Origin of the sequence: Bacillus cereus group sp. BfR-BA-01408 (assembly GCF_022663305.1) — a bacterium.
Classification (GTDB): domain Bacteria; phylum Bacillota; class Bacilli; order Bacillales; family Bacillaceae_G; genus Bacillus_A; species Bacillus_A pacificus.
On the sequence record NZ_JAKUFF010000002.1, the window covers coordinates 146,247 to 162,506 of the forward strand.

Consider the following 16,260-nt stretch of genomic DNA (forward strand, 5'->3'; position numbering starts at 1 on the left):
GTTACGATGACCTTCTTTTGTTACATTCAAATAGACTTGTAAAAAAGTTATCATGTAATATCCTTTACTGAGGATCGCTCTACTAACTGAGGAATAATTGTAATTTTTTGCTTAGCATGCTCCTTCATTTCCATCGTTTTTAGCAGTTGTTCAAACGTACAGGCTGCCATTTGTTTAATTGGCTGCTCAATTGTTGTTAACCCTGGATCTGCAATCTCAGCATAGATTGTATTATCAAATCCGATTATTGATAAATCTTCCGGAATTGAAAGTCCTTGTTTTCTTGCTTCATTCATAAGGCATATAGCAATCAAATCTGTACAAGCAAAAACGGCTGTAGGTCTGTTAGGCAAATGAAGTAACTCTTTACTTGCACGTTTGCTATCTTCCACTGTCGAATAGCAACTAATGATAGCCTCATCATCTAACGAAATCCCTGAATCCGTAAGGGCTTGTTTGAAACCATTCAATCTCCCTAAGCTACTTTTTCTATCCTTCTCCATCATAATCGTTAAAGATGTATGGCCTTTCTGTGTTAGATAACTTCCAGCTAGATAGCCTCCCCTCATATCATCAGTTGTCACAACATGAGTCGTGATGGAAGGATGATCTACAGTGAATAATACAAGTGGCAAATCTCGATTCACGATTTTTTTTACAAGTTTATAATCATTTAACTCCGTTGCAATAATAATGCCATCTACTTGCTTTTTAAATAATAGATCAATGTACTCGTGTTCACGTTTTGTTTGATGGTCTGTACTACATAAAATGAGTGTATACCCTGATTCTCGTGCACTATTTTCAAACGCTCTTGCTACTTCAGCAAAAAATGGGTTTGAGATATCTGGGACAAGTACCCCAATTGTATATGTTTTTTTGCCTGTTAACGCTGCTGCTACACTACTTGGCTGGTAATCTAGTTCATCCATTACCTGATTTACTTTGTTTATTGTTTTTTCACTAATACGCCCAGTTTGATTAATTACCTTGGATACAGTCGCTATTGATACACCTGCTTTTTCCGCAACATCATAAATTGTTGGTTTCACTTTAATTATCCCTTCTTAATCATCTTTTTCTATATTTTATCATAAAAATATTTTGCTTCTTGGTACACAGGAGGAATTTTTTAATGAATTTACCGGAAGAATTCTCCTTCCTCAAGCGTGTGAAGGGCGATAGCCAAACCGTAGGGGGAGATGAATTTCGGTTTGGTATAGCAAAAAACTTTTGATATACTAGCTATCTGAAGTTCTTTGATAGCTTGATATAGGAGGTTTCAGGAAGAAAATAGAGTACGAAAACCAAGCTATTCGGTAACTGCTTAAAATATCAACCGTATACAGAGAGCGTCCCAGCGTTGAACATCTAGATGTAACGCTCAGGGAGTCGAAAGGTTTCTTTCATCGTGGAGCTGAGAAGCTCCCAATTCAAGCTTTGCTAAGTGGCAAGTAGTTCACTAATATCTCTAATAATTACATTCATAAAAATAAAGAAGAGTCCTGTATTAACAGGACTCTTCTTCTATAGTTTCAACATAATTGTTCCTCAATTTATAAGCATAAAGGAGATGGTTTTATACATGATTCCTTAGAAGAAACCGAAAAGAGTTTCTTCTTTGTTAATATAAATTGAAACTAAATTAGATTTTCAAAATATCACCAATCAATTTAATCTCTTCTCCATCAATAACTATCCCATCACCATCTTTACAAGCATAAATCTCCCTACTTTTCAACTCAGAATAATCTTTTAATAAATCTAAATATTTCTCACTTTGTTCCTCGCTCCAATGAGGCATAAAATCAAAATCTACAATACCTAGGGACTTTCTATCCTCTAGTCCTATAATATCCTCGTCTAAAAATTGGGCTGTATCAATACTTTTAGTTGTTATTATACTACCAGCACTAACACCAATCAAAACTCCACCATTTTTCAAATATGATTTTAATGAATGCAATAAATTTCTTTTTCTTAAGGAATATAAAAAGCGGAATGTATTTCCACCAGAAAGATGTATTCCATCATAATTAAATATGTCATTAACCTTTCTTTCATCGTATTCTTTGTCTAAATCAAAATATTTCACATTATTAATTCCTAAATATCTATAATATTTAACTACATAATTAAAATATTTTCCTGTTACATCTGAAGATGCTCGAAGATATGCTAATGAAGGATTTTCTTTATTTAACAACCTTAATAGTTCATAATCCAATTTTCTATCTTCTTGTACTTGATCACTGTATAATACTATTTTTCTCATTAAACTCCCCCCTATTTTCTAGTTAATAACTCATCGATTTTTTCTGAGTTTTTCGATCTTTATCACACAAAAAATAATACCAATTTCTTTATAATCTTTCATATAATGGACTGAATTCTTCCCTTTTCAATTTCTTCAAACTTGCTATAAGAAGATCCTGGTATTTTTTTGGAATTTTCATTCTTTTTGAATATACTATTTCATTGGTTAACTCTATTAATTTCCCCCTCATAACCTTTTGCCCATAGACATAAAGAATAATTCCTAAAACGAAATACATTAACAGCTTAATCTTTAACGCATTATTACTTGTTACAGCCAGATTAATAGTGAAAATTATAAGCGCATTACCAAAACCACTAATAACGCTTTATAGATAACAAAAATATTCCCTTATCGTTGTCTTTTTTGAAAAAGCTTATAAATACTAAGTATATATACACTAACCATACACTGGTAAAAACAAAATAAAGTGCAACTTCAATACTATTAGGAAGCCATACAAAAACAAATTCCCATGATACTCCTCTATACAGGACATATGGAATTAAATATATACAGTAACTTATTCCCAGCATGAACAGAAAAGAAAAAACAAGCTTTAACAAACTCTTTTTTCCATTTGTATTTAAATACCTTTGTTTATTTAATATTGCTTTTAATGCTTTTAATGTAAAAAATAATATGCTTAAAACTATTAAAATTGAAATACATATAATTACACTAGCTATTGTATCTGCGCCTTTATTTAAATCTATTATATTTTTATTGTAAGTGCCCTCTTCTAAAATCTTATTAATACCTTGACCTATAAGTTCTACATATTGTGAGTTCGTATTACTTAGTACTGCAACCCCGACTTTATCCTTAGGATTAAATACTATAAATGAAGAATAGTTAGGATTATTCCCGGCATGTGAAATTTGATTTTCACCCTTTGGATAAATGAACCAACCACTAGCATAGAATGATCCATCACTTAATGGTCTAACTGTACGATTGGCCTCTTGAGATTTTCCAACTATGTCTTTATCAAATTTCAAATCATTTAAAGTGCCCAGCTGAATCTTAAGCCACTTAGCCATATCTTGAGCACTGGAGATAATATACCCAGCCGGCTTATTCCCTCTATACACAGGCGCATCATATACATCATTTTTTAAGAATTCGAGTTTATACCCTTTAGCGATATATTCATTAACAATCTCATTTTTATAAAGATAAGTATTATGTAAACCCAATGGCTTTAAGACATTTTCTTCAATATAGCCTTCATAAGATTTCCCTGTCACTTTTTCAATAACCAACCCTAAAACATCATAATTTATAGTTGCATACTGGAAATCCTTACCTGGTTCACTATCTAATTCTATATTAATTAAGGTTTTAACTGTTTCTTCAAGTGCATTATCTTCATTAGAAACTGGTATCTTATCTATCGTTTTAAAAGGTATACCACTTGTTTGATGTAATAATTGTTCTATAGTTATTGAAGCTTCCTTACCTTTATATTTAACTTTTAACCATGGTATATATTTAGTTACTTCATCTTCAAGTTTAATTTGTCCATTTTTTTCTAAATTAAAAATTCCCAAAGCAGTAAATGCTTTACTATTAGATCCTATTTCAAACAGGGATTTAGAAGTAACTGACTTTTTAGCATCTATATCTGAATATCCAAATCCTCTTTGATAAACAGTCTTATCACCTTTAACTAAGGTAACTGCTAGTCCTGGAACCTTACCTTTATCCATATTTTCTTCTATAAACTTTTCTATCTTTAGTTTTGTATCATTTGTTAATAAACTTATCTGCTCAACCTCTTTGTCTAATGCATATCCCTTAAGTGGTAATACAACTATACTGAGAAAAACACTAAGTATAACTAACAAGTATCTTAATTTTTTCATAATAATATACCCCTTGCGTAAATTCTAATTAAACAACGCATCTAAATCTTCTTGTGAAATTTCTACAGCATCAAAATCCGATGGAGTGAACTCCTTGAAATCCTTTTCTATGCACTTATGTAAAATTAGCTTCAAAGTATTCACATAACTTTCAATAAACTTTTGGATCGTTTCATCTTTAAATCTATTTTTACTGTAGATAATATTTATCTTTAGTGCACCATTTACCACCATAGCCTCTATATCCATTAGTGCTGTCAATGAATTATTCTTGTCCCTATTTAACGCAAATTCAATGTTATTTAGATTTAATTGATTCTCATCAATTATATTGTCAAAACCTCCAAGATAATTGAATCTTATATACTTGACTTCTTGTTCTTTAAATTCTCTATTTAAAAACTTAAGAATGCTATAATTAAATCCTTTATGGAATTATTTCCAATACTACGAATAGATTGGTAACAGCCAATCTGTATCCATAATGAATCTCTAATTTTCTTGAATTCTCCCTGAGGCCAGGCGGTTATTTTTTCTAACGGCCTTTCTTGTATGGATTATAAATATTTGCACATACTATTAGCGGAATGGTTGAATCATTGTCATTGAAAATGTTCAGCGCTTCCGCTCCTTAAGAGAACAGTCTACGCAACTGTTCTCTTTCCTATTTCCTTTTTTCACACATATAATATGACAAGCATTATTAACTACGCTACAATCAATCGCATTACAACATTCTCAACGTTTCCTCAACAATTTCTCAATATTTTTCATGGACAACAGTACACTTTCTCAACAGTTTTAATATCTTAATATTAAATACTGAAAGAAGATGTTGAAAAATGACTTGGTTCATTATTTTAGGATTTATGCTGATTTTAATAATAAGCGGTTTTCATGCACATAGTATTCATATCATTTTCAAAATAGGTTCAGATACAAAAGCTGTGCCAAGTTGGTCTTTCGTTAATAAAATAAACTTCCAAACATTAAAAGAATTAATAAAAGGACTAAATAAGGATACACTTAAAATCCTTACAATAGGAGAACTTGTTATTCCTTTAAGTTTCTTTAATAGATTATTTAGTAAAACATTAATTTTTCAATTCCTATTCTTTTACTCTCAATACTTAAACTAACGTAATATGAGATGGGTTAAAAAATAACAATCACTACGCGTAGCAAGCCAACAATCGATCGCCTATGATGTGAACCTGAAGAATTAAACAAAAATTTAGCGGCTGTTTCAATGTGAGTCCGGTATTGTACTGGACTCATTCCTTTTAAGTGTACTTTGATTTTTTTTGCGATTGTAATGACCTCTATAATTATCTAATACTATCTTAATCTGTTCCATACCTTCGAATTTTGTAAGATAAATTACTTTTACTTTGTCTTGTTCTGTAATTCCATCTCTTTTTGAAGGAAGGCCTTTAACTTTTTTAAGTAATCGATTTCCATACATAAACATTCATTTTCATCTTTTAATGCCTCTATAGCCTCTTCAATAGCTGCATTATCTAACTTCGATCTTGTATTTGTAATTCCCATAGCTGGATCCCCTTTCTTCTTTTATATAGGAAATCCATGTCTTATAAATCATATATTTCCTTTCATCTACGAACTATTTCAATGAATTCCTTAAGAAAAACGATTCATTTATTTCCTTTGTTTTTAATCTATTTCTAAATATTTCAGATCTACCCATTGAAAAAGATTATATTCATTCCATATTTCTCTCTCCTAAATAAATCGTAGTACATACTATCCCCAACACACTTATAGGTTTTTATATTTTTTAACAAAATCTTCTTACATTTAAATAGGCATACTACTTTATTTTGTCAACTCCATCTATATTGATAAATATAAAAAATCAAATTTATTTGACATTTCAATGACTTATAACAGGAAAATATATACATTAAATAAAACCTGATATATCTTTAATTTGTAAGTTGTAGTTAGTTGGCCAACTTTCCATACAATTTAATAATTTAAAATATGGGGGATCTAACATGAATCAAGTATTAAGGAAAAGTAAGAAAAAAATGATGTATCTAGTTGGTTCACTTCTAATTTCTCTATCAATGTTTTCAACTACTAGTTTTGCAGCTACAGAAGGTGCTGTAAAAAGTGTTACAAATAGTACCTATACTGGGATTGCAGCTGATATAAATCTACCAAAATCAGTTGTTGTTAAAGATGGATATGTGAATTGGTATTTAGGTATTGGAGCATCTAAAGTTGAGGGTGGTATTTCCAAAACACCAAGTGGATATAAAGTATTTCTAAATTCAGGGTATAATGAATCAGGTCAAAACAGTAAGTATTGGAACACACAGTATGATACATCAATTAAAGATGGTGACCGAGTAAACCTTAAACTCGTTAATAACGGAAATGGTACGGTTACTATGTATGTAAATGGAAGCCCTAGATATGCAAATCAGCCTGTATATGGCTCATTTTCTCAATATGAACCAGTAAAAATGGTTCAGGGGGTTGAAGATACTGGACGTAATTCCTTTAGCCAAGCTAGCTTTTCAAACGTACTTCTAAGAACAGATACATCTGGGGCTGCCTACAAAAGTTGGAACAGTTCAATTTCTTCCTCATTTTCAAGGCACGGTACTTATGGTAACAATTTCACAGTTTATTCTCAAGTACCATTAAGCGCAAGTTTACGCTAGAGGTGTTATTTGAATAATAATGTTTTTGTGAAAAAAGTAGTTGCACTTGCAGCTACTTTTTTTATATAAAGTACATTGTAATAGATATTCACGCCAATATAAATGACATCTTTCAACTTTTTCAAAAAATAAGCTGTTTTTTTAATGTTATGTACAAAAAACGTAGAAATATTTAATTTCTACGTTTTTTATAGGTTAATCAATTCATTTACTATTACAATTCCTCAAATTCATCAATTTCAGCTTTACGCTTTAGAAATAGTTCCATATCCTTATTCTCTCTTTCTATTAAACCAAGAGCATGTGTATTATCCAAGGCTAACTCTTTATATCCCCATATATAATCTATAGTTGTATCTTTAACATGTCTATGTTCTGCACAATACCATTCTAAAGGTTGTAGCGCATCGGATATTTTAAATAGTTCTGCTGGATACCATGATGGCATATTTTCACGTTCTCCTAAGATTAAATATGTTAATTCACCACTTTGTAATTTGCAGATTCCATAAACAATATACTCTTTTTCAATGGTTAAATTAAATGTTTCCTCTGTTACCTTAGATAGGTCATTACCGGTATTATATAAACAAGTTACTTTCATAACATATTCCCCTTATTTATTTTTATCTTTAAACTTAAAATTCAACCATTTCCCCTGCCCCACATCTAATGCTTGATTATAACAAGCATATCGTTTAAAAAGAGATTCATAATATTGCAGAGGTATAGAAACGGATTGAAGTATGAAGGACCAATATAAAAACGAATTAAATTGATATAATATAAACCGCAGAAATCAAATATTTCTACGGTTTTTATGTTTACTTAAGGCTCTTTAAATTATTTTACAACAATATAGAACTTACCAGGCATTTCATTTTGTGCATCTTGAAATATTTTTAAAATTAAATCTGCATAAGGTCCTAACATCTTTTGAGTACTCTTGAAAAATTCCCATTCTATTGTTATAGGAAGACCTATAAACCCAGTTAAACAATCCCACAAAGCATCCGCATTTTCCCCATAAAAACTAGGGAAATCTAATTGTTTTTTTAATGTTTGATGCAATACTTCTTTACTAGTGAATTTTCTTCCATCCAATTTTACTATTTCCATAAATTTAATCCCTCTATTTCCTATTCTACTTCGGTAAACGTTTTATAATGATCCGAAGTCTTATACACTAATCCATCACTAGAATAAATAATTCTATCATTTCCTCCATACCCTGATATATAATTTATATTCGCTTCATCCCAAGTCCTATTTGGAGCACTTGGTAATAAACCTTCATTATTACGGTAAATATAACTTAATATGCAGACGTTTGGTTATGCCTCACTTTTTTATATCATGTTCAAGGTATGCAAGGTGTTCTAGGTCTTAAAAATAAAAAGGATCAAAAAAATGACCCTTTTTATTATTTTAAAACTTAGTCTGTAATGAAAAATTGGGTTTAAAAGCAACTTGTAATAGTTGTTTTTCACTTTCATCGTAAACTTTCAAAGTATTTTCCCAAGTTTTTATTTTATTTACATTAACCACTACAATATCGTAAATAACCGATTTTAAGTTCTCATGCGTCAATTCAAAGCTTACATAATTTTCATGAACAGATATAAATAATTCCAAGGTATATCCTAACGTATCTATCGATTTGTAACTAAATATACTTGCATCAGCATCTATAACCTCATGTTCATTGCAGAAAATCTCTAACAATTCCAATTCATCATAAATAATTCCCATCGCAATGGCTCCTTTTATCCTTAATAAGGGACAACAGGTTACTACATCACCTTTACCATTAGTAATGACCCTAACGTCACGGCCAGTGTACCCCACGCATAATCTTCTGGACCATATGGTCGCTAGCATAGTTAAACAATAATATAAGTATTTAAATAGGTTTACAAAAAGCATGAAACTAAGCTACGAAAATGAATTTTATTAATACGAATTTCTTGTTTTACCTATTAAAATTGAAGTATCTTTTCAATGTATAATGACCTCTTCATAAATCGTGAACGGGGTATAGAAACGATTCAGGTTATGAAAGGAAACTCTAGGAAAATATTCAAATTGATACAATAAAAACCGTAGAAAATAATTATTTCCCACGGTTTTTTATTAGAATTCTCTAATATTAATGGCAAAGTGCGGTTTGAATCTCAATTCTATCGCTTTTTTTTCTTCAGAGCACTGAATATAAAGTATATCATTACGGGTATAGACACGTTCTACGGATTCCATATTAACATCAAATACACATCCTTCATTATAAGAAAGACTTAAATTAAAAAGTCTTCTGGTTCACTCTCGAATAGCTCTAAAAGTTCGTATTCATCATATTTAATATCCACTATTTGTAACCAACCTTTTGCAACGTAAAATATTATTTATTTGTCCTTCTTTGCGGGAACAGCTGTTATTACATCCCCGTTGTCATTAAGTATAACATAACCATCTGCTCTACTATGTTTCCAAGTTCCTGGTTTATCACCCGGAGAACGAGAACCAGTTTTGATAATATCTTCAACCACATTTGGTGTCATACCACGAGGATCAATTTTAGAAAATAGTTCGTTATATTCTTTAGATCCTGGTTTATATCCCTTTTTAGCAGCCATTTCCCGAGCTCTTGAATTAAGTTCTTACTTATCTATTCCTGTTCTTAAGGGCGATTACCTTTATGTTAAAGTTAGTGAAGTAGGTACACCGGATTCATATTCAGAAGCTTTAACTATTAATGGTATTAGATATGCAGGAAGTTCTTTAGACGAAGTCAGTTCTTATACTGGTCCATTCGGATCTGAAAAAACATTTAGATTACGTATCAAAGATTCGTACATCTTCTCAAATACACCAAATTCAACAAACACTATAGCTTTTGAAGCTAGAGTTCCTTTCTCAATGCAAGTATTATCTAAAAGCATATCGGTTCATGTAGAATAATTTATAACATTATCATTAAATAAAAAATACATCCTTATAAGGATGTATTTTTTATTTAATAGAAACATAATTTGAACTTACCATTATAGAAAAAGCGGCATCATAAAAATGGTGAACTTAATATTGTTCAAAGTTACTTATACTTATCCCCCAATTAATTGTACAATCTACCCTTTTCATCTACTAAGTTCTTTTACTAAAGAATAGAAACTAAAAAGAAATAGAAATGAATCTTTTTTATTATTTTGTTCATCTTTTTTCGTTTTAGGAGGGCTTTTATCTTATGGCTTGGTAACAATATGAAGGGAGCCTAAGTTTATAAACCCCTGTAGTTACTACATACTAGCAACAACTTTTTGAATTTTAGGTTACTGTGATGTATAATTACCAAAGAAATCTAAGGAGTTATATATATGGGTAATATAAAAATAATAGCTGAGGTTCTGAGTATTGGGTTACAAATTGGTTTATTTTCAAAAACTGAAATAATTGATTGGGCTGATCAGACAATTGAAGCATTAGATAGCCCTTCTATTGAAATTATAGAAGTTTCTCTATCTAGTAATGATAAGTTGGTTGACATCGTACCTAAATTAAAAAACGTAAAAGGAACGTATGATAAAAAATTACCCGTAAAAATAATACTGGGACTGTTATGGGATAAATTTATTCTAAATGAAGAAAATGTATTGAAAATAAAACCATTTATATTTAATTTGATACATAATAATTGCTGTGAGGAATTCAGTTATGTAGATGAACAGCTATATAACTTTAATGAGGAAATTAATTTAGCCGCAGATAATATATATGGGAATCTAGAAGATATTAGTCAAGAATTAAAAAGCTTTTTATCTCCTTATAAAGACTTTAGTAAATACTTTAGTTTTTGGGGATAAAGGGCCAGGAAAGCTGCAAAGCTAGCGTAAAGCGCTAAATTCCCTCAAGGCATCTCAAAAGCTGAACAATTATTTAATATTCCTATACTATTCAACTTACAACAAAATACATCGTAAAATATATTTTACGATGTATTATAAAAGCGAAATCGTCATCAGTTTTCTAATCTATATATTTATGAGGAGCTTTACCATTCACGATAAACTCTTCAATTTTAGTACCGTTCTTTTAATCGAATACTATACGTCTTAAACATACAGTATACAAATCATTACACTTACTTTTCTTCACCGCTTGCTTGCATGGAATTAAACGTCCAATTTAATTTCAATGCATCTCCCTGAAATACATTTTGGTCTTCACCACTATCTACAAATGTGAACATTACATAAAAGGTATCATCATCACCAGGAGCAAGTCCATTTCCTTCTCGATCTACAATACCTTTCTTTACAAGGTCAGGAATACTTCCATTTTCCGTAGCTACCTTTAATTCAGATAATGTAGTAGACCAAATTGGAACCTCATTTTTATCCAAATTCCACAAGAAGTCCACACGGATATGATCACCAAAATCAGCATTTCCATTATCCCCCTTCGCATCGATTACACTGTAATCTGTCAGGAGTTTCACATCTCCTATTGCTAAGGTTCCTTTGTTAACTAATTGAAAACCACGCTCCATTTCATCACCCGGTTTCAGATTGTCGACATTGATAACCACTTCAGGATTTACACTCAAATCTAAAGTACCCGCTGCAAACGTGTTTTGTGATACTTCCTTATCACTAAAATACGCATATGTTCCCCCACCAATTAAAGATAAGCCCAGTGCTGCAGTTATAACACCCATACCAAGTTTTTTCTTTATGCTCATTTCACAAGTCCCCCTATTTTTAAAGTTCAAACTACAATCCTTATTTTCATCCCACAAACAATAATCATTAAGCAAATACCTTGTTCCATAACGAAAGTAAATACTCTTTAAACTAGTCACTTCACGTACCCCAACGACTATTACTTTTAAAATAACCGGTAATGTTACCGTATATCATTACCGGTTATTTGTTAGCCAATCTCATTTCATTTACTATTCATTGTCTGATTGCATTATTTACTCTAGAAGTTTGTCCACTTATTTTTTTGGTTCTAAGCCAATAGAACGTAAGATTTTATCTAATGTCACTGGCCCTACATTTTCTTTCGGTTTCTGATTTTCTTTAGCATCTGGACCCTTTTTCAAGAAGTTTTTCTCGATAAAACGAATATCTGTTTCATCTACAACACCATCTTGATTTATATCTCCATCTTTTACAGATACTGTTCCTTTTCCATACGATAAAGCTGCTATTCTAGCATCTTGAATATCAACCATTTTATCGCCATTTACATCACCTGCAGGGTTATCATCTATGTCAGCTCTAAAGTTTTGTCCTACTAATTCTCCATCCTGCATTTTCCCTATTTTTGTTGTTAATTTACTATTTAAATGACCTGGCATTTCTACGAAAATATCATATTCTTTATCGCTTACTGGAACACTATGAATCTCAAAATGCCCGTTATCATCAATCGTTCCTGTATATTTCTTTCCATCCTTGCCAACTGCGTACACTTTTGCTCCTAGTTTTGTATAGTCTTTCTTACCTAAATAGCCCTCTTCATTCAAGAAAGCTTCCGGACCAATATATCCTGTAACCGTTGAATGTTTCGAAACAATCGCAAAAGATTTATCTTTAAACACAGGAATCTCATTGCTTTCTGTTGCACCAACTTTTGTATAAGAGAACTTATCTACTCCAAATGCAGTTAAATCATTAAAGTATTCATCACTCGTCATCTCGAATGTAACATCTAAAAATGGTGTATCTCCATCTAATCCTTTAAATTCTTTTCCTTCCAATGACGCGCCAACTTTTACCTTGTTTTCCCAAGCTCCTTCTTCACTTACCTTCGGATCTTCTAATTTAAGGTTCAGTCCATGTTGTTTTACATATTCCGTAAGTGCTGGATTTGGTTTCACATCTGTAAATTTAAAGAGCTGCTTGTAATAAGGAATTTCAAATGTACCTGACATAAGCTGTTTTACATTATTGAGATTCAAAGTTAACGTAATTTTTTCACCTAATTTTATTTTATCTTTGTCATAACTTGGAACAGCGTATTCTGTCCCTTCTTTTACAAAGACATAATCTTTATATCCAGTTGCCATATTCCCCGCAGTGGCAAGGTCATATCCAAATAATCTTAAATTTAACGGCTCATTTATTTCCTCTGGAAGTACTCCAAATTTAAAATCACCATTTGCTTGAATTGTATTCAACCAACCTGATGGGAAGGCTGAGTTTTGATAATATACAATTTGATTCGCTTTTTGATCATACTGCAAGCCTTTTGCTTTTAATGCATCTACTGTAGAATCATAAATATTACCATGCACCCATAATGCATGTTGGCCGTCTTCTTCTTTAAACATAGAATCATTTACTTCGTGTATACCAGGTTGTACATCCTTAAATTTCATTTCCGGTATAACATTATCAATGATAATGCTATCGCCTTTTGTATACGATTTTCCTTCCTTATCATATCCAACGAAGTTTAATTCGTAATCTCCATCAGGCAACATAACAGGTTTATCCCCAATTGGATGAGCTGGATCCCCTGTAAATGGAAGTACATACCCTCCCATACCAGAAAACATCATATATTCAACATTCGGTGTTAGACTACTTGCATCAAGTGTACCAACGACTCCTAATGCCTTCCCTGTCTTACGGTCCTTCACAACTGCATCAATAGTTTCAAGAGGACTATTTACTTTAAATGTCAAAGGCGAACTTGGTCTCTCCATAAATGGATGGAATTTCGATGCATCTGTTGCCATTGCATCTCTCAGTAAATCTACAGACGCAATCCCTTTTTCTGTGAATTTAACTGCAAATGGTACTTGATATACTTCTTTTTCATTGCTTTTATTTGAAATATGAATATATCCCTCATATCTACCAAATTCAGCGTTATCTGGAATGATAATTTCAGGGCTAATTTCTTCTGATGTACCAGGAGCTACTTTAATAGAATCTTTTACGTTTAGCTTCACACCATTCTTCGCTGCATCTTGCACACCTACACTTGTAGGTGAAAACTCCACTTCTAATTTAAACTCTTTCCCCTCTGTTTTACTGCTGTTCTTTATTAAGACTTTTCGACTATCTTTAATAGGTCCATTTTCGAGTTGGTTTTTATACCCAAATGCAATAGAACCTGTTTTTTCTTCAATTTCTACTTCTTCATCATCTACAACGTTGGATGTTTTATCGACAACCTCGATAGATGTATCCGCATGAACTGCACGATATGCATCAATTCGTCCTGAGCCCACTTCAAATACAGAACGCTCTTCTTTTAGGTCAACCGCGGTATTCATAAGTGCTTCTTTTACTTCAAATGGACTATAGTTTGGATGTTCTTGTAAAATGAGTGCTGCAACTCCTGCAGTATGAGGAGTTGCCATAGATGTACCTGACATACGTCCATACGCTACCGGATAATTTTCTCCATCCTTTGGATCATTAATATATTCAGGGACAGTTGAGAAAATAGACACACCTGGTGCTACAATATCTGGCTTAATATCATCTGTTTTAGTTGCAGGACCACGGGAGCTAAAATCAGCTAAGTGATCTCCCTCTGTTTTTATATTACTAAGTTCCCCAAACGCTAACGACACATCTCCTTGTACAGCTTTTGCTTGTAATTTCTCACCATCTACTTTTGTTAAGCGGAACGAAGGAATAGATGAAGTACTTTCCCCAAGATAACTTGTAATTTCCCCATCTACATTGTTATATACAATTACTGCCTTTGCACCTGCTTCCTTAGCATTTTTAATTTTTTCATCAAATGTAATCTCACCGCGTTGGATAAGAGCTAACTTCCCTTTCACATCTTTCCCTGTAAAATCACCTGATTTCCCAAGCCCTGTATATACAACCGATAAGGATTGTCCTTTCAAATCTTCAATCTTATCAGTAAAGCTTTTTCCAAGTAGCATCATCTTATCTACATGTACATCACCTGCATCGGCGGAAAACGTTGGGATATTCATTGCAGCGTCACTGGCTCCAACTGTAATTGGAAGTGCCGCTGCACTAGGTGATCCAATGGTACCTTCTCCCGGACCACTATTACCGGCTGCTACTACTGTAACAACACCAGCTAACATCGCATTGTTCACTGCGACAGAGGTAGGATATAACGGATCATTAATAGATGCTCCTAGTGATAAATTAATAACATCCATATCGTCTTTCACTGCTTTATCAATCGCAGCAAGAATACCGCTTGTTTGTCCACTTCCATATGGACCTAATACGCGATATGAATATAAATCTACATCTGGAGCAATGCCCTTCACTGCATAATCCACACTATTCTGTTTGTCTGCAGCAATTGTCCCAGCTACATGCGTACCATGGGATGTATAATATGCACTTCCCTCATAAATCTCAGGATATCCTCCAGAATTTTGCCAATCCTTATACGTTGTCTCCATTGGATCAGCATCATTATTAACAAAGTCCCATCCTTTTATTGAGTTCGGATCTATTTTACTCGGATCTTCACCTTGTTTTGCACGATACCCTTTATATGCATCTTTCAAATCCGGGTGGTTGTAATCAATTCCTGTGTCCAGTACACCTACCTTAATTCCTTTACCTGTTATTTTTTCATCATGCAGCTTGTCCACACCAATTTGCGGTACACTATCTGCCATTTTCGGTTCAACAGCAGTCTTAGCTGTGTCTTTCGGCAAATCAATTTTAACCTCATGATCTTCCCATACGCGCTTAACAATACCGGTACGAACTAAGTCTTCGATCATATTTGCTGGTAAAGAAATCGCTACACCATTAAAAGCATTTTTATATTCTCTTGTTATCTTTGCAGAATTTACAGTTGTCCCTTTCTCTTTATTCTTTTGAAGCTGTTCAAGCTCTGCTTTAAATCCTTTATGTGATGCTTCTACCTTTTGTTCCGCATTTGAAAGAGCTACCTTTTTCCCTTTAGCCGCTTGTTTTAGTACTTCAATTTTGCTAGGTGCTTGCTTAAATTCTATAATCACATTCACATTATCAGGACTTGCTGTATTGATACCTGGCGAAATAACAAAACCTGGTTTTGTATCTAACGTTTTTAAGGCATTACGTTGTTCCTTTGTAAGGCCTTTTAAGATAGCATTTGCATCATCAATTCCAGTTAAAGTAGATGTATTTACCTCTTCCGCTAATACGTTATATGGAATTCCTTGAGACAATAACATTCCAACTGTTAACGTTCCAATAAGAATCTTTCCAAATTTCCCTCGTTTCATATTGTATCTCCCCCTTAGACATATTATTTTTGAAACAAATTGATTCTTACATTCCTACTTAGCATTGGAAAATCTATTAATCTTAATCTTTTGTATCATGAAAGATTTCCAACACTACTACCATCCCCATACCTCATATAGCTAACC

General features: G+C 32.5%; 15 protein-coding genes and 2 pseudogenes. 4 read left to right on the forward strand and 13 right to left on the reverse strand.

Features of this window, described 5'->3' with window-relative positions:
- Positions 1 to 50: 50 nt before the first annotated feature.
- The 4 genes and pseudogenes from MR083_RS02055 to MR083_RS02070 all read right to left on the reverse strand — a co-directional run.
- On the reverse strand, positions 51 to 1,052 hold the full coding sequence (locus MR083_RS02055; RefSeq protein ID WP_000805151.1) for a LacI family DNA-binding transcriptional regulator: 1,002 nt from the start codon (positions 1,050 to 1,052) through the stop codon (positions 51 to 53).
- Positions 1,053 to 1,645: 593 nt separating this feature from the next.
- Complete coding sequence (locus tag MR083_RS02060) at positions 1,646 to 2,275, reverse strand: Type 1 glutamine amidotransferase-like domain-containing protein (RefSeq protein WP_087996919.1); 630 nt, start codon at positions 2,273 to 2,275, stop codon at positions 1,646 to 1,648.
- A gap of 359 nt (positions 2,276 to 2,634) precedes the next feature.
- Entirely contained in the window at positions 2,635 to 4,185 is a 1,551-nt protein-coding gene (locus MR083_RS02065) for a serine hydrolase domain-containing protein (RefSeq protein WP_242268388.1), read from the reverse strand.
- 24 nt (positions 4,186 to 4,209) lie between these two features.
- Positions 4,210 to 4,605: pseudogene (locus tag MR083_RS02070) on the reverse strand (condensation domain-containing protein); the annotation flags it as partial.
- 422 nt (positions 4,606 to 5,027) lie between these two features.
- Here MR083_RS02070 and MR083_RS02075 point away from each other — a divergent pair.
- Entirely contained in the window at positions 5,028 to 5,324 is a 297-nt protein-coding gene (locus MR083_RS02075) for a hypothetical protein (RefSeq protein WP_000219734.1), read from the forward strand.
- A gap of 247 nt (positions 5,325 to 5,571) precedes the next feature.
- Here MR083_RS02075 and MR083_RS02080 read toward each other — a convergent pair whose 3' ends face one another.
- Entirely contained in the window at positions 5,572 to 5,736 is a 165-nt protein-coding gene (locus tag MR083_RS02080) for a hypothetical protein (protein WP_176364554.1), read from the reverse strand.
- Positions 5,737 to 6,203: 467 nt separating this feature from the next.
- Between MR083_RS02080 and MR083_RS02085 the strand changes: the two genes are divergently transcribed.
- Positions 6,204 to 6,878 (forward strand): hypothetical protein, encoded by a 675-nt coding sequence (locus MR083_RS02085; protein ID WP_087952260.1) that lies wholly within the window; start codon positions 6,204 to 6,206, stop codon positions 6,876 to 6,878.
- Positions 6,879 to 7,092: 214 nt separating this feature from the next.
- Here MR083_RS02085 and MR083_RS02090 read toward each other — a convergent pair whose 3' ends face one another.
- The 6 genes and pseudogenes from MR083_RS02090 to MR083_RS02115 all read right to left on the reverse strand — a co-directional run bounded on the left by MR083_RS02090 (position 7,093) and on the right by MR083_RS02115 (position 9,511).
- Positions 7,093 to 7,482, reverse strand: a complete 390-nt coding sequence (locus tag MR083_RS02090) for a hypothetical protein (RefSeq protein WP_014893722.1) — start codon at positions 7,480 to 7,482, stop codon at positions 7,093 to 7,095.
- A 239-nt stretch (positions 7,483 to 7,721) separates the two neighbouring features.
- Positions 7,722 to 7,997 carry a barstar family protein gene (locus MR083_RS02095; RefSeq protein WP_087952261.1) on the reverse strand — a complete coding sequence of 92 codons (276 nt, stop codon included), beginning with the start codon at positions 7,995 to 7,997 and terminating at the stop codon, positions 7,722 to 7,724.
- Positions 7,998 to 8,017: 20 nt separating this feature from the next.
- Positions 8,018 to 8,200 (reverse strand): ribonuclease domain-containing protein, encoded by a 183-nt coding sequence (locus MR083_RS02100; RefSeq protein ID WP_306299052.1) that lies wholly within the window; start codon positions 8,198 to 8,200, stop codon positions 8,018 to 8,020.
- A 106-nt stretch (positions 8,201 to 8,306) separates the two neighbouring features.
- Entirely contained in the window at positions 8,307 to 8,630 is a 324-nt protein-coding gene (locus MR083_RS02105; protein ID WP_087952271.1) for a hypothetical protein, read from the reverse strand.
- 381 nt (positions 8,631 to 9,011) lie between these two features.
- Positions 9,012 to 9,244, reverse strand: a pseudogene (locus tag MR083_RS02110) (hypothetical protein).
- Between the two features lie 36 nt (positions 9,245 to 9,280).
- A complete protein-coding gene (locus tag MR083_RS02115) occupies positions 9,281 to 9,511 on the reverse strand; it encodes a hypothetical protein (RefSeq protein ID WP_087952262.1) in 231 nt (76 codons plus the stop codon).
- Here MR083_RS02115 and MR083_RS02120 point away from each other — a divergent pair.
- Both MR083_RS02120 and MR083_RS02125 read left to right on the forward strand, forming a co-directional pair.
- Entirely contained in the window at positions 9,405 to 9,836 is a 432-nt protein-coding gene (locus tag MR083_RS02120; RefSeq protein WP_041184608.1) for a hypothetical protein, read from the forward strand. The genes MR083_RS02115 and MR083_RS02120 overlap by 107 nt on opposite strands.
- Positions 9,837 to 10,249: 413 nt before the next feature.
- Positions 10,250 to 10,735 carry a hypothetical protein gene (locus tag MR083_RS02125; protein WP_087952263.1) on the forward strand — a complete coding sequence of 162 codons (486 nt, stop codon included), beginning with the start codon at positions 10,250 to 10,252 and terminating at the stop codon, positions 10,733 to 10,735.
- A 278-nt stretch (positions 10,736 to 11,013) separates the two neighbouring features.
- Here MR083_RS02125 and MR083_RS02130 read toward each other — a convergent pair whose 3' ends face one another.
- Both MR083_RS02130 and MR083_RS02135 read right to left on the reverse strand, forming a co-directional pair.
- Positions 11,014 to 11,613: a CalY family protein gene (locus MR083_RS02130; RefSeq protein ID WP_000023360.1), complete on the reverse strand. Its 600-nt coding sequence runs from the start codon at positions 11,611 to 11,613 to the stop codon at positions 11,014 to 11,016.
- A gap of 258 nt (positions 11,614 to 11,871) precedes the next feature.
- Positions 11,872 to 16,113, reverse strand: a complete 4,242-nt coding sequence (locus MR083_RS02135) for a S8 family serine peptidase (protein ID WP_242268390.1) — start codon at positions 16,111 to 16,113, stop codon at positions 11,872 to 11,874.
- Positions 16,114 to 16,260 lie beyond the last annotated feature (147 nt).